Annotated in this window: 17 protein-coding genes; all 17 read right to left on the bottom strand. The window is 43.0% G+C overall.

The window, feature by feature from the left end:
• Positions 1-12 precede the first annotated feature (12 nt).
• The 17 genes from tdh to spoIIIE all read right to left on the bottom strand — a co-directional run bounded on the left by tdh (position 13) and on the right by spoIIIE (position 19,241).
• Complete coding sequence (gene tdh, locus ACFVP7_RS09730) at positions 13-1,056, bottom strand: L-threonine 3-dehydrogenase (protein ID WP_076457704.1); 1,044 nt, start codon at positions 1,054-1,056, stop codon at positions 13-15.
• A 265-nt stretch (positions 1,057-1,321) separates the two neighbouring features.
• A complete protein-coding gene (spoVS, locus tag ACFVP7_RS09725) occupies positions 1,322-1,582 on the bottom strand; it encodes a stage V sporulation protein SpoVS (RefSeq protein ID WP_003154135.1) in 261 nt (86 codons plus the stop codon).
• A 199-nt stretch (positions 1,583-1,781) separates the two neighbouring features.
• Entirely contained in the window at positions 1,782-2,576 is a 795-nt protein-coding gene (gene ymdB, locus ACFVP7_RS09720; protein WP_029726483.1) for a 2',3'-cyclic-nucleotide 2'-phosphodiesterase, read from the bottom strand.
• A 68-nt stretch (positions 2,577-2,644) separates the two neighbouring features.
• Positions 2,645-4,207: a ribonuclease Y gene (gene rny, locus ACFVP7_RS09715; RefSeq protein ID WP_003221010.1), complete on the bottom strand. Its 1,563-nt coding sequence runs from the start codon at positions 4,205-4,207 to the stop codon at positions 2,645-2,647.
• Positions 4,208-4,482: 275 nt separating this feature from the next.
• Positions 4,483-5,658 carry a serine hydrolase domain-containing protein gene (locus tag ACFVP7_RS09710; protein ID WP_341116515.1) on the bottom strand — a complete coding sequence of 392 codons (1,176 nt, stop codon included), beginning with the start codon at positions 5,656-5,658 and terminating at the stop codon, positions 4,483-4,485.
• Between the two features lie 167 nt (positions 5,659-5,825).
• Positions 5,826-6,872, bottom strand: a complete 1,047-nt coding sequence (gene recA, locus ACFVP7_RS09705) for a recombinase RecA (protein ID WP_003245789.1) — start codon at positions 6,870-6,872, stop codon at positions 5,826-5,828.
• 172 nt (positions 6,873-7,044) lie between these two features.
• A complete protein-coding gene (locus ACFVP7_RS09700) occupies positions 7,045-8,295 on the bottom strand; it encodes a competence/damage-inducible protein A (protein WP_144531009.1) in 1,251 nt (416 codons plus the stop codon).
• 17 nt (positions 8,296-8,312) lie between these two features.
• Positions 8,313-8,894 carry a CDP-diacylglycerol--glycerol-3-phosphate 3-phosphatidyltransferase gene (gene pgsA / locus ACFVP7_RS09695; RefSeq protein WP_003244753.1) on the bottom strand — a complete coding sequence of 194 codons (582 nt, stop codon included), beginning with the start codon at positions 8,892-8,894 and terminating at the stop codon, positions 8,313-8,315.
• Between the two features lie 49 nt (positions 8,895-8,943).
• On the bottom strand, positions 8,944-9,810 hold the full coding sequence (rodZ, locus tag ACFVP7_RS09690) for a cell shape determination protein RodZ (protein WP_010886511.1): 867 nt from the start codon (positions 9,808-9,810) through the stop codon (positions 8,944-8,946).
• 66 nt (positions 9,811-9,876) lie between these two features.
• A complete protein-coding gene (locus ACFVP7_RS09685; protein WP_003220998.1) occupies positions 9,877-10,668 on the bottom strand; it encodes a YmfK family protein in 792 nt (263 codons plus the stop codon).
• A 129-nt stretch (positions 10,669-10,797) separates the two neighbouring features.
• Entirely contained in the window at positions 10,798-11,055 is a 258-nt protein-coding gene (locus ACFVP7_RS09680; protein WP_003245199.1) for a DUF3243 domain-containing protein, read from the bottom strand.
• An 80-nt stretch (positions 11,056-11,135) separates the two neighbouring features.
• On the bottom strand, positions 11,136-11,864 hold the full coding sequence (gene ymfI / locus ACFVP7_RS09675) for an elongation factor P 5-aminopentanone reductase (RefSeq protein WP_396583169.1): 729 nt from the start codon (positions 11,862-11,864) through the stop codon (positions 11,136-11,138).
• Between the two features lie 54 nt (positions 11,865-11,918).
• A complete protein-coding gene (gene yfmH, locus ACFVP7_RS09670; RefSeq protein WP_015252075.1) occupies positions 11,919-13,205 on the bottom strand; it encodes an EF-P 5-aminopentanol modification-associated protein YfmH in 1,287 nt (428 codons plus the stop codon).
• On the bottom strand, positions 13,202-14,482 hold the full coding sequence (gene yfmF / locus ACFVP7_RS09665; protein WP_046160415.1) for an EF-P 5-aminopentanol modification-associated protein YfmF: 1,281 nt from the start codon (positions 14,480-14,482) through the stop codon (positions 13,202-13,204). Before yfmF ends, yfmH begins: the two co-directional genes overlap by 4 nt.
• A 179-nt stretch (positions 14,483-14,661) precedes the next feature.
• Complete coding sequence (gene bcbE, locus ACFVP7_RS09660; protein WP_031600514.1) at positions 14,662-15,873, bottom strand: bacillibactin exporter BcbE; 1,212 nt, start codon at positions 15,871-15,873, stop codon at positions 14,662-14,664.
• A 135-nt stretch (positions 15,874-16,008) separates the two neighbouring features.
• Complete coding sequence (locus ACFVP7_RS09655; RefSeq protein ID WP_003245732.1) at positions 16,009-16,734, bottom strand: GntR family transcriptional regulator; 726 nt, start codon at positions 16,732-16,734, stop codon at positions 16,009-16,011.
• Between the two features lie 143 nt (positions 16,735-16,877).
• On the bottom strand, positions 16,878-19,241 hold the full coding sequence (spoIIIE, locus tag ACFVP7_RS09650; protein WP_003245350.1) for a DNA translocase SpoIIIE: 2,364 nt from the start codon (positions 19,239-19,241) through the stop codon (positions 16,878-16,880).
• Between the last annotated feature and the right edge of the window lie 36 nt (positions 19,242-19,277).

The following is a 19,277-nucleotide window of genomic DNA, read 5'->3' as shown; positions in this document are numbered from 1 at the left end:
GTTTATCCCCCTTTATGGAATTAAAATTACTTTTCCGCACTGGCCGCTTCTCATCAGTTCGAAACCTTTTTCAAACTCCTCTAACGGAAACTGATGGGTAATAACAGGTGCAAGATCGATCACGTTTGAACTGATCAACTGAGACACCTGGCGCCATGTTGAAAACATTTTTCTTCCTGTGATTCCTTGGATGGTAAGCCCTTTAAATACCACTTTATTCGTCAAATCAATTGTCACCGGATGTTCCGGCAAGCTGAGAATATGAAATCTTCCGCCATTCGCAGCCATCGCAAGACCTTGGGCAATCGCTGAGGGATGACCCGACATCTCACAAACAAGATCTGCTCCTTCCCCACTCGTTAAAGCGCTTACAATTTTGAGCGGGTCTTCTTTTTCAATAGAAACAGTACAAGTCGCTCCCATTTGTTTTGCAAGCCTCAGCCTGTATTCATTCTTATCAATCGCTATCACCTGAGAAGCTCCTGCTGCTTTTGCAACCGCAACAGCCATAAGACCAATCGGTCCGCATCCAATGACTGCAGTCGTTCCTCCTGCAGGCTGGCTCTCGAGTACGGTATGAACTGCATTTCCTAAAGGCTCTTGAATGGAAGCAATCGACGGGTCCATATCAGCGGGATTTCTCCAAATGTTATCAGCTGGAACTTTTACATACTCCGCAAAACAGCCTGCCGTGTCCACTCCGATTATAGCAGTATTGGTACACACATGAGATTTTCCTGTTACGCAAGGGACACATTCACCACAGACAATGTGTGTTTCCGCAGACACATACTCTCCCACTTTTACACTGCTGACATTCTCTCCCACGTCCTCTACGATGCCGCTGAACTCATGGCCGAAAACATAGGGTGTTTTGATTCTCTGACGTGCCCATTGATCCCAATTATAAATGTGGACATCCGTGCCGCATATGGAAGCGGCTTTCACTTTTATGAGGACTTCATGTTTATCAATCTCAGGAATGGGAACTTCAGTCAGTACAGCACCGAACGCCCCGTCCTTTTTCATTAGAGCTTTCATCTTTCCACTCTGCATGTACAATCCTCCTTGAAAAATTCTTGTTATATTCGGATTGTACCATGATATGGAATAAGCGTAAACAGCACTGTCTTTTCCAGAAGGACAAAAGTATCTGTCTTGAAAAATGGGCGGGAATTTTTTTTGAAACGTTTTAGCTCATTTCTGATTTTGTATATTCGCTCATTTATGTGCTAAAAATACTATCGGGAGAAAATATCACAATAAATGAAAAACAACCTGTTTGCATTACGCAAACAGGTTGAGAATGCTTTATTTGTTTTTAGCGAGGCTCCACGATTAATTTAATCGCTGTTCTTTCTTCCCCATCGATTTGAATATCTGTAAAAGCCGGAATACAAATCAAATCAACGCCGCTAGGCGCCACAAATCCCCTGGCAATCGCCACAGCTTTTACAGCCTGGTTTAATGCACCCGCTCCGATCGCTTGAATCTCGGCGGCTCCTCGCTCTCTCAACACGCCTGCAAGCGCACCTGCCACTGAATTTGGACTCGATTTTGCTGAAACTTTTAAGATTTCCATTTCTGCTCCCCCTTAGTTTTACAATGGATAAGTGAGTGTTCATTAGAACAATCATTATTAGATGTTGCTATCCAAAAAGCCATCCCCACAATGCTTTTCAAAAATAGCGGGCTACCTTCCATTTTTACTATATTCACTAAGGAGTTGCTATATTCCTGCTTTTCTTTTTAATATTTTTATAAAATAACCATATGTTCAACTATTCAAAGAACATGTGATCATCGTTGATTAAAATACGCTCAATTTTCACGGCTTTTTTCGTTTGATCGTCAATGTCAATGACAACTCCGCTGAGCGTTGTTTTTCCTTCAGCGACAGTAAACCGGACTGGAAGGTTCGTTTTGAACCGCTTAATAATCGTCTCTCTGTCCATCCCCAGTATACCGTCATACGGGCCAGTCATTCCCACATCAGTAATATATGCCGTTCCCTTCGGCAAAATGCGGTTATCCGCTGTTTGCACGTGTGTATGAGTTCCTACTACAGCCGACGCCCTTCCATCCGCATACCAGCCAAGTGCGAGCTTTTCACTTGTCGCTTCGGCATGAAAGTCGATAAAAATGTACGGTGTTCTTTTCGCAGCTTCTGCGATCAATTCATCCGCTTTTAAAAACGGGTCATCAAGCGGCGGCAAAAACGTACGTCCCTGCAAATTAATAACTGCTAGTTCTTTGCCGTTTGCTTTCACATATGTGATCCCTTTCCCCGGTGTTCCTTCAGGAAAGTTTGCCGGGCGAACCAAGTTCGGAACGTCATCTATAAAATCAAATATTTCTTTTTTGTCCCATGTGTGGTTCCCCATTGTGATTGCATCTGCGCCGGACTGGATTAAGCTGTGATAAATTTTTTCCGTCAGGCCTTTTCCATGTGCGGCGTTTTCACCATTAATAATGGTAAAGTGAGGCTTATATTTTGTTTTTAGCTTTGGTACATATTCTTTGACCATGTCACGGCCCGGTGAACCGACAACATCTCCGATAAATAAAATTCTCATTTTGTAAATCCTTTCTTCTTGAAAATTCCTTGCCGTCAAAAAAATAAAGTGATGCTTAGCGCATCACTTTATTTTGCATACTCTACGGCTCGAGTCTCTCTGATTACTGTCACCTTAATATGACCTGGATAATCGAGCTCGTCCTCAATTCGCTTGCGGATATCTCGCGCCAGTCGATGAGCCTCAAGATCATTAATTGAATCCGGCTTCACCATAATACGCACTTCGCGTCCAGCCTGAATGGCAAATGATTTTTCAACACCTTCGTAGGACTCAGAAATTTCTTCGAGTTTTTCAAGTCTTCGAATATAATTCTCGAGCGTCTCACTTCTTGCGCCTGGTCTTGCAGCAGAAAGCGCATCTGCTGCAGCTACCAGCACAGCGATAATGGAAGTCGGCTCCTCATCCCCGTGGTGTGATGCAATACTGTTAATCACGACTGGGTGCTCTTTATATTTGGTCGCAAGCTCTACCCCGATTTCAACGTGGCTTCCTTCTACTTCATGGTCAATTGCTTTCCCGATGTCGTGAAGAAGACCCGCACGTTTAGCAAGCTTTGCGTCTTCACCAAGCTCCGATGCCATTAGACCGGCCAAGAATGCGACTTCCATGGAATGCTTAAGCACATTTTGACCGTAGCTTGTACGGAACTTTAAGCGGCCGAGGATCTTGATGAGATCTGGATGGAGGCCGTGAACGCCAACCTCAAATGTCGTTTGCTCACCCATCTCACGAATATAGTCATCGACCTCGCGGCGAGATTTTTCAACCATTTCTTCAATCCGTGCCGGATGAATACGGCCATCCTGAACGAGTTTATCAAGAGCAATTCTGGCTGTCTCACGTCTGATCGGATCAAATCCGGAAAGAATGACAGCTTCAGGCGTATCATCAATAATCAGGTCAATTCCTGTCAGCGTTTCAAGCGTACGAATGTTACGCCCTTCCCGTCCGATGATACGTCCTTTCATCTCATCATTTGGAAGATTGACAACTGATACCGTTGTTTCGGCAACGTGGTCCGCTGCGCAGCGCTGTAAGGCGAGTGAAAGAATGTTTTTCGCTTTCTTATCCGCCTCTTCTTTCGCACGGTTTTCAGTTTCTTTTGTCATGATGGCGATGTCATGTGAAAGCTCGTTTTCAACCCGCTCAAGAATGATTTGTTTCGCTTCGTCACGAGTTAGACTCGAAATTCGTTCCAACTCAGACTGCTGCATACGAATCATCTCATCCACTTTGCTTTCCATCTCTTCAATATGTTGTTGTCGTTCATTCAGAGAATGATCTTTCTTCTCCAACATCGCTTCCCGTTTATCAATTCCCTCATGTTTGCGATCAAGGTTTTCCTCCTTTTGGAGTAAACGGTTTTCTTGTTTTTGAAGCTCATTTCGTCTTTCACGAACTTCCTGTTCAGCATCTATTCGAAGTTTGTGGATTTCATCCTTTGCTTCAAGCAGAGCTTCTTTTTTCAGTGCTTCAGCATCACGCTTCGCATCTTCAAGAATTTGCTCGGCTGCACCGCGTGCGCCCGCAATTTTCGCTTCGGCAATGGTTTTACGAACAAAGTAGCCAACAACTAAACCGAGTAGAATCAGCAAAATGGAGATGAGAACCATCATAATTGGGGTCATACTTTCACCTCCTCTTGCTATGAACTTGGTTGTTGCTTAAAAAGTGTCGGCATGTACATTGTCTAGTTTTCTCAACATACAGAACCTTCACAGGGAATGAGTGTGTTCATCGCCCTTGTCAAGTTTAAATGGTTTAACAATCATGTTAAAAAAACAAATGTTACAACTTCATTGTAAATGTGTCGGAAATACTTGTCAAGCTTGCCATCTTAACGTTTGCAGGCCAGTCGTCTTTTCACGTGCCGAATGCAATTCATCCAAAAGAAGATCGCCAATCATTCTTGATTTAGAAGCTGGTATATTTTATTGTTCACTTGGCCCAATTTAGCATTATTTTGAATGTTTGAGAACAAAATAACAATGGTTTGCCCAGATTTGCTAAAGCTGTTCAAGATATTGAAGCCCGGCATAACACCATGGTTTGAATAGCTTCCGGGATCAACATAAAATCCCATGCCGTATGTGGAGCTGCTCCCTGGCGTAAACATCTTTTCATAGCTTTTTTGCGAATACAGTTTTCCGTCTATCAGCGCTTGGTCAAATTTGTACATATCTATAGCGCTCATATAAATATCACCGGCTCCATACAGCTGGGATAGATCAGGTATATACGGTGTAACTGTTTTGCTGCCCTCCATCTTATACCCGACAGCAGGATAAGGTTCTTTTTCATATGTTTTGTAAAAGCCTGCATGCTTCATTCCCGCAGGTTTAAAAATATGATTCTTTATGTACTGTTCATAGGGCTCACCGCTTACTTCAGCAATAATATAAGCGAGAACAGAATAGTTGGAATCCTTGTAGTCCCATACGCCCGGCTGACGTTTGATTCCCTGAAGTTCTATGTCTTTTATTAAATCGTCCGGAGTAATGGCGCCGTTTCCTTCAATATGTCCGTTTATCCCCGATGTATGTGTAAGCAGATTCTTCAAAGTAATCGTTTGTCCGTTAGGAAAATGAGGTAAATACGTGCTTACCGGATCACTTGTCTGAAGTTTCCCCTTTTCCTCAAGCTGCAAAATAGCAGTTGCAATCAGCGCTTTTTGTGATGAACCGACATAAAAAGATGTCAATGGATTATTTTGAATATAGTGTTTACGGTCAGCATAGCCAAAACCTTTATTTGTTACGATTTCTCCATTTCTGACAATCATGGCTGTTCCGCTGAAACCGATCTCTTCTAAATAATTGCTGATTTTTTGATTTCGATCCACTGTTTTGATTTGTTCCTCTGATTTTTTGGCAGTTTTCTTTTTGACCTCTTTTTTCTGATCGGTATTTGAAACCGCTGCAGTTTCTTGAGATGGCTCGTTTTCTTCACTATTTCGATGAAGAGCATTCCAAATCGTAATGCAAACCATCACTGCTAAAAGACCAAGCAACAGTTTTCCTCTTTTATTTAGTTTTCTCCGTCTGCGTTTCGCAGTTCTTCTGCGGGTTGGGCTTGTCATTCATTTTTTCCTCCCAAAATAAATTCCATTTTGCACACGTTTTGTTAGACGAATAAAGCCCTAAAAAAGTTGTCAAAAAAAGCAATATTTTTATCATTTTTTTGCAAAATACAAAAAAGCTGAGTTTTTCACTCAGCCTTTTGTATCATTTGAAACTTATTTTATTTTTATTCTTCAAATTCGAGTTCTTCTTGTGTCTCTTCAGCTTGCTGCTGCACTACTCCGTTATTATCCAAGCCGTAATGTTCGCGAATTTGCTCCTGGATCATCAGCATGATATCTTTATTTTCTTTCAGGAATTGTTTTGCATTTTCACGGCCTTGGCCAAGACGCTCTTCTTCATAAGAGTACCATGAACCGCTTTTTTGCACGATATCAAGTTCAGTTCCTAGATCAATGATTTCGCCTTCTTTTGAAATGCCTTCTCCGTACATAATGTCAACCTCGGCTGTACGGAACGGCGGAGCCACCTTGTTTTTCACGACTTTGATTTTCGTTTTGTTCCCCATTACGTCGTTGCCTTGTTTCAGCTGTTCAGCACGGCGCACTTCAAGACGCACGGAAGAGTAGAATTTCAACGCACGGCCGCCAGGAGTTGTTTCCGGGTTCCCGAACATAACACCGACTTTTTCACGAATTTGGTTAATGAAAATCGCGATTGTCTTCGATTTGTTAATGGCCCCTGAAAGCTTACGAAGCGCTTGAGACATTAAGCGTGCTTGTAAACCGACATGAGAATCTCCCATGTCGCCTTCAATTTCCGCTTTCGGAACGAGAGCGGCTACAGAGTCGACAACGACAATGTCAACTGCCCCGCTTCGAACCAATGCTTCCGCAATTTCAAGCGCCTGCTCGCCTGTGTCAGGCTGAGACAGTAAAAGCTCTTCGATGTTAACACCCAGCTTTTGCGCGTATACCGGATCTAACGCATGCTCCGCATCGATAAACGCGGCTTGTCCGCCCTGCTGCTGAACTTCAGCAATCGCATGAAGCGCCACAGTTGTTTTACCTGAGCTTTCAGGACCGTATACTTCAATAATCCGTCCGCGAGGATATCCGCCAATTCCCAGTGCTGTATCAAGAGCTAGGGAGCCGCTTGGGACAGTAGAAATTCTTGTATCTGTCTTTTCTCCCAGTTTCATAATGGAACCTTTGCCGAACTGTTTTTCTATTTGTTTAAGAGCCATATCTAAGGCTGCCTGACGATCACTCATTCTATTTTTTCCTCCTTTATGTTACCACTACATATACTATACCCTGTTTGAAGGGATTTGCCAAGAAAAAAGCGAACGCATATTCGGATTTTTTCTTAGCGTGATTCCTATCAAAATATCATAATGTATCAGAGAAATCATGTTTTCTTAGGAGGATAATGTGCTGAAAATATTATTTTTGCTCTAAAAGCTTTAAGATTAAATGGCAGCCGTATTTAGCGCCGCGTTTTCTGATCCCCGTTCTGGAGCCCGCAAAGTGAAACTCGTGAACCTCTTCTTTACCGTTTGCGGAAATGCCGATAAACACATGCCCAGGCTCATGCCCTTCTTGAGCATCAGGTCCTGCTACACCAGTAAAGCTAATGCCGATATCGCTGCCAGTGAGTTTTTGAACACCCTTAGCCAGTTCGGATGCGCATTCCTTGCTGACCGCCCCAAAACGATCTAATGTTTCCTTCTTGACACCAAGCACATTCTGCTTCACGTCGTTTGTATAGCAAACAACGCCCCCGGCAAATAATGTTGAGGCACCGCTATGATCCGTCAGCCATTCAGAAAACAGCCCTCCGGTAAAGCTTTCTGCCGCAGAAATTGTAATGCCTTTTTCCTTACACGCTATAGATAGCTCTTTTACAAGAGAAGTATCATCGTAACCATAGAAAAATTCACCTACACGCTCTAAGATAACGGCCTCTGTTTCTTTTAACAGACGCTCTGTTTCCTTTTCATCGGCGTGTTTGGCTGTCAGACGCAGCGTCACCTCTCCATCAGCCGCCAAAGGCGCAATTGTCGGATTGGTTTGTGCATCAATAATATCTTCCAAATCGGCTTCAAGCTGAGATTCACCGATACCGAAAAAGCGAAGAACAGTTGACACAATTTTTTCATTTGAACCCATCTTTTTCAGTAGAAGAGGCTTTGCCTCGTTTTCAAACATTGGACGCAATTCGCTCGGCGGTCCAGGAAGAAGCATATAATAGCGCGATTCATGCTCTGTGAGCATTCCCGGGGCCATTCCAAAGTGATTCGCCAGCACGTCAGAGCCTTCGATCACAAGCGCCTGTTTTCGGTTATTAGGTGACATCGTGCGTTTTGTTCGTTTGAAATAGTCCTCAATGGATTGGAATGCCTCATCATTTAACACAAGCGGACGTCCCAGCGTATTTGCAATCGTTTCTTTCGTCAGATCATCTTTTGTGGGTCCAAGCCCTCCTGAAAAAATAATGAAGTCAGAGCGTTCTTCAGCAATGCGGATGACCTGCTTCAGCCGCTCCGGGTTATCTCCGACCGCTGTATGATAAAATACGTTGACCCCGATTTCAGCGAGCTGTTTGCTGATAAATTGAGCATTTGTATTGGCGATTTGGCCAAGCAGCAGCTCTGAACCGACTGCAATTATTTCTGCTTTTTTTGGAAATTCCATGACGAAGTCCTTCTTTCTTAGTTAGATGTTTTTAACGCTTCCCAGTTTTTAGAGAAATATTCCCAGCCTGAAACGACAGTAAAGAAGACGGCTACCCACAGCGCCAAGTCCGCAAACGGGAATGACACAAGTTCAAATGGAAGATTATGAAGAAGCAATGCGGATACCGCAATAATCTGTGCCCAGGTTTTGATTTTACCAAGCATGTTAGCAGCTACGACTTCTCCTGTTCCGGCCAAAACAAGCCTTAAACCTGTCACGGCAAACTCCCTGCTGATAATCACAATGACCATCCAAGCTGGAGCGAGATCAAATTGAACAAGGATAATTAACGCTGCGGATACGAGCAGTTTGTCCGCAAGCGGATCAAGAAATTTCCCGAAGTTTGTTACGAGATTCAATTTTCGGGCATAATACCCGTCCACCCAGTCTGTTGTAGATGCAATAATAAATAGAATGGCCCCCGCCAAATGTGCGACCGGGATGGATTCGTCTCCAACTTCGAGCCTGCCCCAGTCAAACGGCGCCAGCATGATAATCATGAAGATTGGGATTAATGCGATTCTAGCTAGTGTGATTTTATTTGGTAAGTTAAACATAAAGCCCCTCCAATTTCATACTCGGACGTGAAGAAAAGTCATCTGGTAATTAAGATGACTTTTCTTCCTTTTTATTTACAATCTTTATGGTTTGTGCCATCACTTTTTTCGGATCAAGTTCATATGAAAGAACCTTACCGTTGATTTTTATTTTCAGATTAGGTGCATATCCGGTGCGGATATCAACTTGTTTCTGATCAGTTATGTCTTTTTTATAGGTTTCGTCTTTTTTCAGCGTTCCTTCTTTTAAAGAGCTGCTGTTTTCATCGCGCACTCGAATCCAGGAGCTGTCTGATGCCTTCAGTTCCAGCTCGATTTTATCAGCGCCGGACACTTCATAAGTCGTTAACGATCCTTCAGTGCCAGCAGCTTTAATCTCCAGCTTCTCACTGTCATTTTCTTTTTTCTTATCTTCGTTTTCTTTCGTTTCTTTTTTAGTGTCTGTCTCTTTTTCAGAGCTGTTATTTTGATTCTCTTTCAGCGTTGAATCTTTAGGGATTTCGTACTTGCTCTCACTTTGCGTAATTGCTTTTTCTGATGCCGCATTGTGATCATCACTGTTTTTGTGATTGGCAAATTGAATGATCGCGTACACAATGGCAATCACGACAATCACGCCGAGAATAACAAGTATTGTTGGCAGCAGCTCCAGCGCCTTAGATGCTGGCTTTGGCATTTCCTTTTGAAGATTCATGCCGGAGATCTTTTCAGACACATCATCATGATACGTATTAGGGATATCTTTTTTATGCTCCTCAAACAGCTGATCCGCATCAAGCCCAACGGCTTCTGCATATTGCTTGATGAATGCCCGAACATAAAACTTCCCCGGAATAATGTCATAGTTTCCTTCCTCCAAGGCGGTTAAATACCTTTTTTGAATCTTTGTTGCCGCTTGGAGATCATCCAATGACATTGCTTTTTCCTCTCTGGCTTCTTTGAGCCGGATTCCTAGTTCAGTCACAACAAACACCTTCCAATTTTAAAAATCAAAGCTTGAAAACCCGGATTGATCAAACATTTGGGGTTCCTCGGCATGTTCATATGTAATAACCTCATCAGGGTCATTTCTCAGTTCAATAATATAATCAAAGTCATCTAGTGTATACTCTGTATTTTGAACGAATATGTCCGGATGCTCCACCACTTTTGTTGCAGGCAGCCGCATGATTTCTCGGACCAGCTGGAGATGGCGTTCTGACCCTCTTCGTGTTGACACAATTCCGTCAACGATAAAGACATTTTCAGTGCTGTATTCATCGGCAATCAGCTGGCTTCTTATCGTCTGCTTCAGCAAGGTTGATGACACAAACAGCCACCTTTTGCTCGCACACACACTAGAGGCTACAATCGATTCCGTTTTCCCGACACGCGGCATACCTCTGATTCCGATTAATTTATGGCCTTCTTTTTTGAACAATTCGGCCATAAAATCGACTAATAAGCCAAGCTCGTCCCGTTCAAAGCGGAACGTTTTCTTGTCATCGGCATCCCGTTGAATATAACGGCCGTGGCGTACGGCAAGACGGTCGCGAAGCCTCGGTTCTCTAAGCTTCGTTACTTTAATTGTTTCCATCGTTTTTAAGATTGATTCTAATCGTTTAATTTGATCTATATGGCGGCACCTGAGGAGCATTCCCCTTCTGGAAAGATCGACGCCGTTTATCGTTACGATGTTGATAGAAAGCATCCCAAGAAGAGATGAAATATCCCCGAGCAGTCCGGGGCGGTTCACTTGAATTTCATATTCAAAATACCATTCGAGCTTTGCCAAATGATATACCCCCTTCATTGTGGCAAAATTTTACCTTCCTTTATCATAAAGCATTTTTCTCTAATTAGAAAGAAGAATGTTGCTGTGATGAGGAAAACATAAAAAAGAGAGGAAAAATCCCCTCTCTTCCTAGTGAGTGCTGTTATTTTCAACAAGCTTAACCATCATATTGGCAATGGCGTGCTGTTCATCTTTTGATGCTACACTCCAAAGATCTGCCAGCACTTTTTCCTGCTCGTTCTTAGATTCCACTTCATTAGCCAAGTAGCTGCCGATTTCTGTCGCAAGATCTGTAATCGTATCCTGGCTCATACCTTTATCTTGCGCATAGTTCAGACGGTCGCCAAGGAAGTTTTTCCAGCTATCCCAGTTTTCTAATACTGACATGCTTGTTTCCTCCATTTCATGTGAAGTTACAAGATTATTGTGTCCTTCGCAAAAGAAACTATACACCGAATATTTTCGGATCAGCAGTGCCAGCCGCCATTCACCGACAGAATTTGGCCGGTGATATATGACGCTTTTTCAGACAGGAGAAAAGCTGTTGCATCCGCAATTTCTTGCGGCCGGGCCAGCCGGCCGATCGGAATCTCATCAGCGATCTCTTCTTTTTCAGGCGGGGTAAATTGATTCATCATATTTGTATCAACTGCGCCCGGCGCTACGGCGTTTACTCTGATTCCGCTTGGCGCCAGCTCCTTAGCCAATCCTTTTACAAACGAATGCTGAGCTCCTTTTGCCATGCTGTACAGCACTTCACAGGATGCTCCAGTCTCTCCCCAAATCGAGCTGACAGCCACAATCGCTCCCGATTTATTCCGAATCATGCCTGGCAGAAGGTTTCTCGTCAGCATATACGGACTCGCTACATGAAGCTGAACCATTTCCTGAACCGTTGCGTTATCTACATCCGTAATCAGCCCAAAATGGCTTCGTCCGCTGTTTAAAACAATCGCATCAACCGGCTGAACAATTGAACTTGTCAGCTTATCTGCTCCATCTTGCGCGGACAGATCAGCTTGTAATATCTCCGTATTTACGCCAAACATCTCACTTAGTTTTTCAGCAAGCTCCGCTGCCGCATTTTGATTTGTATTGTAATGCAGCAGCAGATTGTACCCCTTAGCCGCAAGGGTTTCGCTGATGCTTTTGCCAATGCCGCCGCTTGCTCCGGTGATTAGTGCTGTTTTGTTCATTCTCTTTCCTTCTTTCCGCAGAAAAACACCCCTCACACTGGAGGGATGTTTTGTTTATGATTTAGGAACAACCTTGCAGACAGTCAGCCTGTCTGCAGCGATTTCCTCTTGTATTACGTTCTGGACATCCTCGAGGGTAATCTGCTCGAGTACCGTTACAACGTCAAACAGGCTCATATCCAAGAACGCATAACGGGTAAATTGATTGGCGATGTATTCAGGGGAATTCAGCGCTTTTAAGAATGTGCCGATCTTTTTCTTTCTGGCAAGTTCAATCTTTTCAGCAGTAATCAGTTCACCGGCGCGCAAAAGCATGCTTGAAATGTCTTCAGCCAATTGATCAGGCTCAGGCGTATCTCCGCCGATCGCCGCAAAACCGAACCCATATTCAGCAGTAAAATCAAAGCTAAACGTTTCGTCAATATATCCTTTTTCATAAAGTGATTCATACTGGGCAGAGCTTTTGCCAAAAAGAGCTTCAAGCAATAAGTTCATTGAAAGTTCATGCTTTAAGAGCTCTTTGCCTAATTTAAACGGCTTTTTGGATTTCAGCCCGACAAGACATTTCGGTCCCTGCACGTTCATTTTGATCTCTTTTTCTTTTCGGAAAACCGCTTCTTGCTCTTTCACTTCTTCTCGTTTGATCTCCGGCTGATCGGTATACGGCTTTTTCTCCTGGTTTTCTCTTACCTGAGAAATAATCGCTTCAGGATCTACAGGTCCGACAATGAAAAGGAGCATGTTACTCGGGTGATAAAACGTTTCATAGCATTCATAAAGAAGGTCTTTTGTAATATGTGAAATGCTTTCCACTGTTCCCGCTATGTCAATTCTGACAGGATGCTCTTTGTACATGTTTTCAATGACCCCGAAGTAAAGCCTCCAATCAGGGTTATCGTCGTACATATTAATCTCCTGCCCGATAATCCCTTTTTCTTTTTCAACCGTTTTTTCAGTAAAATATGGGTCCTGTACGAAATCGATAAGCGTCTCTAAATTGCGTTCAACATTTGATGTGCTTGAGAAAAGGTAAGCCGTTCTTGTAAATGACGTAAACGCATTGGCAGAAGCTCCCTGTTTGCTGAAATCTTGAAAAACGTCTCCGTCCGCTTTCTCAAACAGCTTGTGCTCAAGAAAGTGAGCAATCCCGTCCGGCACGTGAACCATCTCGTTTTTACCTAAAGGGACAAACCGGTTATCTATCGAGCCGTACTTTGTTGTAAAGACCGCATATGTCTTGTTGAAGCCTTTTTTCGGCAAAACGTAAACATCGAGGCCGTTGGACATTTTTTCATGATACAGCGTCTCCTGAAGCTGTTCATATTCGATTGGTTTGATCAAGATGCACCCTCCGTCCCTTTTAAGAAATAAGTCGTATCAAGCTGAATCTTTTCGCCGGCTTTAATGATATCCTCTTTTGTGACATTCTCAATATTGGCAAGAAAGTCTTCGATAGGAATCTCGACTTGAGCAGCGGCCTGCTGATATAAAAACTCAGATAAACCGTATGCTGTATCAATCGTTTCCAGCACTTGATTTCGAATGACGGCCTTTGTCTGTGCTATATCCTGCTCACTGAAATCGCCATTTTTCATTGCCTGGAATTGCTCAGCAATAATCGAAACAGCCTGTTCATAATTTTTTACTTCAATGCCTGACATCACCATTAACAAGCCTTTAAAACTTTCTATACGGGAAGCCGCGTAGTAAGCAAGACTGGCTTTTTCCCGAACATTAATGAAAAGTTTAGAATGAGAGAATCCGCCGAACAATCCGTTAAACACTTGTAAAGCAGGATAATCCTGATCTGTATAAGTGATGCTGGTGCGGTAGCCGATATTCAGTTTTCCTTGCTTGACATCCTCTTCATCAATTACTTCTTTTGGCTGAACTTTTTCATCAGCGTGATTGTTTTCAATCGTGCCAAGAGTTCGCTCTTCTGTTTTGAAATACTTATCAATTGCCGAATGTACCTGGTTACTGTCCACATCGCCAACTACATATAAATCAAGCTGGTCTTTTTGGATAGCGCTTTGGTATGTTTCGTATAATTGCTCTGCCGTAATGTCATCGACATCGTCGATTTCACCATTGACATGAAGCGCGTAAGGCTCATTTTTGCACATTTCCTGTATCAGCCTTAAATTCGAATAGCGCATTTTATCATCATAGACGGCTTGGATTCTTTGCTTAAGCGTCCGTTTTTCTTGAGCCACATATTGTGACTGAAAAGCGTCTCCCTCCAAAGCAGGTGAAAAGACGATTTCTGCGAGAAGCTGGAGCCCTTTCTCAAGTAGCGGCGTTTGGTCTTTTAAATATTTTTCATTCGGAATTTCAAGCCTGAACGTAATGACGTGCCGCTCTCCTTTTTTCGTAAGATCAGCCGATACTGACGTGCCGTACAGCTCATCCAAATATGAACGCAATTCTGCGGTTTTCGGATGGCTTTTCGTTCCGCGAAGAAGCACATGCGGGAGAAGCGCTCTTTTGGTGACTTGATCCTTTGTCAGCGGCGCAAGCATCTTAAAAATAAGCGAGACGGTTTTGAATTTTTCTGTTTTTACAATATGTGCGGTTAAACCGCCGTGCTTTGATTTGAGTTCATTAACATATGACATATGGAACCTCCTTCGTTCATTTCTTCATTAGTATGTATTATGACCAATTTTCAGCATCCGCAGAAACACTCTTTCATGTAATTATAGCAACTGTAGGATTTATAAGGAAACAATAACCTCCGCATGCTGTATAGGTACAGTTGTAAACTGTGCAAGGAAGCGCAAAAAAAGACGGTTGGCTAGACCGTCCCTAAGTTTTTTTCTTCTTCTTCACTTTTTTTAGCATCTACAGTAAAGAGCACTAAAAATAAAGAAACGATGCTGCAAAACGCCGAGAGTATGAAAATAATCCAGTTTGCATTAGACATTAATGCAGCAAAAACAGGTGGACCGAGAGCTACTCCTATAAAGCGCATGCTATTGTAGAAGGAGGAAATGGTTCCGCATTGTTCACTTTCAATCCCTTCGGTTATCAATGCATCTAAAGCAGGAAGAGCCATTCCAATCCCAATCCCGCCAAAGCTTAAAAAGACAAATAAAAAATAAAAACTGTGGTTCCACCACAAGGCAATAAACGAAAGGGTTAACAGAATCATTCCTGTAACAACGCAAAATTTCATTCGGCCTTTATCTTTACCGATCTTTTTGCCAGCTATAAAAGAACTGGTTGACAAAAACAAAAGTGGGATTGCCAGTAATCCACCTTTAGCTACTCCGTCAATAGCATACTTGTTCTCCAGCGTATCTGATAAATAAAATAATACGCCAAATAACAAAAACATAATGACACACCCGATAATGAAGACCGTATAAAGCCAGCGACCATCCTGTTTAAAAATTTTCTTCACACTCTTAATAAACTCAGAAACAGCAGGCGCATCTTCATCTTCTTCAGGCTTGGCCACCAAAAACAATACGAGCAAAAAGCTGATCAAACAGAAAAACGGAATAAACCAAAACGGTACAAACCAATACCAAGAAGCCAGTAAGGCTCCAAGTATGGGACTCAGTACCTTCCCTGACGTGTTGGCGGTTTCAATATCGCCAAGACCAGCGCTGACCTTTTCATCGTCTCCTTTAAACAGGTCGCCGATAAACGGCATGACGATCGGAGCGGCACCTGCAGAACCAATGCCTTGAAGAACCCGCCCCGCCAAGATCATAGCATAAGGATTTTTCATATAGGTCGAGGCAAAAGCAGCTACGGCTCCCCCCAATCCTGCAATGAGGAGGCATGGAAGCAATATTTTTTTTCTCCCGAAACGATCCGACAAATATCCGGCAATCGGAATGCAAATAATTGCTACTACTGAGTATACAGTAATGATTAAAGACACTTGAAATGAAGTCACAGACAGCTTTTTCTCCATCATCGGAAGAACAGGAATCAGCATGGAGTTCCCGAGTGTCATCACAAGCGGGACGGAAGACAATGCAATAATATTTTTCATTCCATTTTCTCTCAACATTTTCACCCATTCACTTTCTTGTCATCTCTTATATATTGCGTTAACCGGAATGAAAGTATGTACAAAGAAACATGAATCAGTGCAAATAAAAAAACAGACACATACAGGCGTCCGTTTTTAGAATCGTTTACGCAAAACATGAAATCTGAATTTATCCGCTCTAAAATAATTTAAAGAATAAAGCACCGGTTTATCGTGCTGATCGTAATGGGTTTGTTTTAACAGCAAAAGAGCTGTTTCCGGATCGCATTCAAGTACTGGAGAAATGGTATCGTGATAGCCGATCGGTTCTATATCAGTTACTGCATAGCTGATTACGGAGCCTGAATTTTTCTCAAGCAGGTCAAACATGGATTCTTGCTGATGAGAAAAAGAATTCGGCAAAATATTCATCGGAATTTTGTCTATACAATACACAATCGGCTGTCCGTCAGCTGTCCTGACTCGTTCAAGGTAAAAAAGTTCTTGCCCTTCTGCCAAATGAAATCTCTTCGTATCATCTTCAGACGGCATAAGCACTTGTGATGATAGAAAAATCGTGCCAGGGGTCATATTCGCCTGTTCTATCATCTTGGTTACACTGTTCAGCTGTTCAATGCCCGAAAGAAATAACGGCTTAGAATGGACAAAAGTGCCTACACCATGCCTTCTGATAATCACATGCTCTTCTTCCAGTATCCGCAAGGCTTCTCTTAGCGTCGCTCTGCTGACACCAAGCTTTTTGGAAAGCTCAAATTCAGAAGGCAGCTTTTCCTTCTCAGTGTAGATCCCATTTTTTATATCCTCTTTAATTCGTTCAATTACTTTCAAATACAAGTGCCGATTATCAGCTTTTGTAGACATGTTTCCCCTCCGTAAACCACTTTCGATAAAAATTATTGAACAATTGGGACAACTATATCATGTTTTGTCGAAAAAATAAATAGAAAGGTGACCAGTTTACATAATGTTATTATTGACAACTATAGAAAGCGGAACTCCCTTCATTAAGAAGAGAGCTCATCATATTTCTCTTTTGATAATAATACTTCCCTAGGTTTGCTGCCTTCATACGGTCCGACAACACCGCGTTCCTCCATTGCGTCAATCAGGCGCGCCGCTCTCGTATAGCCGATTCTGAATCTTCTTTGCAGCATTGAAACAGATGCCGTCTGCATGCCGACGATTAATTCAACAGCTTCATCATAAAGTTCATCAGTAACCTCGGAATGAGTTTCCGTCGTCTCCTCAGGAATCATTTCTTCTTGATATTGCGCTTTCTGCTGCGTAATCACATGATCGACGACCTTCTCCACTTCGTCATCCGACAAAAATGCTCCCTGCACACGGACAGGTTTGTTAGCCCCTACAGGTAAAAACAGCATATCGCCGCGGCCAAGAAGCTTCTCAGCGCCACCCATGTCAAGAATGGTCCTTGAATCCGTCTGTGAAGATACGCTGAACGCGATTCGTGACGGAATGTTCGCTTTGATCACCCCTGTGATAACATCCACCGATGGCCGCTGTGTCGCAATAATAAGATGGATGCCGGCAGCCCGCGCCATTTGGGACAATCTCGTAATCGAATCTTCCACATCAGATGAAGCGACCATCATGAGATCGGCAAGCTCGTCCACAATGACAACAATATAGGGCAGCTCTGGCTGTTTCGCTCCTTCTTCATTGTTGGCGCGTTTTATATAATCATTGTATCCTTCAATATTTCTTGTACCCGTATGAGAAAATAATTCGTACCGCCGCTCCATTTCATTGACAACCTTTTTCAAAGCCTGCGACGCTTTTTTCGGATCGGTTACAACCGGAGCAAGCAAATGCGGAATCCCGTTGTAGACATTTAGTTCTACCATTTTAGGATCGATCATCATCATTTTCACTTCATGCGGTTTCGCGCGCATTAAAATACTTGTAATAATGCCGTTGACACAGACACTTTTCCCGCTACCGGTTGCGCCTGCGACCAAAAGGTGGGGCATCTTGTTTAACTCAGCCAATACAGCTTCACCTGAAATATTGCGGCCGAGTCCAATTAACAGCTTCGCATCCGGTCTGTCATTCAATTTAGACTCCAGCACTTCCTTCAGCGAAACCATTGCCACTTCTGCGTTTGGAACTTCAATTCCGATTGCTGATTTGCCTGGTATAGGCGCTTCGATCCTGATATCCTTCGCAGCAAGCGCAAGCGCTAAATCATCGCTTAAATTGACAATTTTGCTAACCTTCACTCCGACATCAGGATATACTTCATATTTTGTTACGGCCGGTCCGAGATGAACCTGTGTGACTTTCGCCTTTACGCCAAAGCTTTGGAATGTGCGTTCAAGCTTTCTCGCATTTTCATAAATATTCTTTTTATCAGCCTGCTGGCCGGTATGCTTCGGATCTGCCAGCAAATCCAGTGACGGCATCTCGTAATCCTTATTTTCGAGCTCTGTAAAGGTCATAGGAGGAGCAGAAACAGTTTCCTGATCACCTGTCTCCGGTTGGATGTCCTGAAGCGGCTTCGACACAGGTTCGGCGCGCTTTTCTATAACTGGAGACTCTTCCTCTTCATTACGATCAGAAAAGCTTGAGATAATCGGCTCTGAATGAATAAGAGGCGATACTGTTTCATAATCCCCCTCTTCATCAGGAGGCTCCGGTTCCATTTGCTGTTTTTTGCGGGCCGGTTTTTGTTTTTTGCTCGGCGCTTTCGTTTTTTTCGATGACTGCATATTTGATTTGAAGGATTTCATATCATCAATAAATGCTAACCATTGTTCTTTTATAAAACGTCCAATCGGGCTCATCCACTTTTTTAGCGTTTCTTGTAGCGAGCGTCCTGTTACTAAAATCATTCCGATCAAAATCATGACAATTGCCATAATCTGAGAACCAGTCGACGCAAACAAAAAGTGTGAAGCCGCAAACAGCAGCGCACCGATCATCCCTCCGCCTAAATCAGGTGAAGCAGAGCTGCCATTCATGTCCATTAAAAATAATTCCCACGTATTGCGCACCACGCTTGCAGACTCAATAGACCCTTTGTGCGTCAAATTTTTAAATAGCTGCACGTGAGAAAGCAGCAATATGCTTGCGATGATACAGTACAACCCGGCCTTTCGTCTCGTTAAAAGGCTTGGGGTTTTTTTCTTCCAAAACAGTGAGACTCCTAATACCAATAAACCTAACAAGCATAAAATAAACCACTCTCCAGCAAAAAAGCGGAACAAATAGATAAACGTTTGCCCGACTACCCCCAGCTGCAAGATTGCGATAATTGAAATGGCTATACACAGCAATCCGTTGAGCTCGTATTTTATATTGAGCTGTTTCGCCTGTTTTTTTCTTGATTTTCGTTTTTTCTTTGCCACACTCATCACCTTACTGCGTTAAAAAATGTAAGTTCA

Origin of the sequence: Bacillus sp. SG20033 (assembly GCF_044570195.1) — a bacterium.
GTDB classification, from domain to species: Bacteria; Bacillota; Bacilli; order Bacillales; family Bacillaceae; genus Bacillus; species Bacillus subtilis.
The sequence above is the reverse complement of the archived record's forward strand: the minus strand, read 5'-3'. Positions and strand labels throughout refer to the sequence as shown.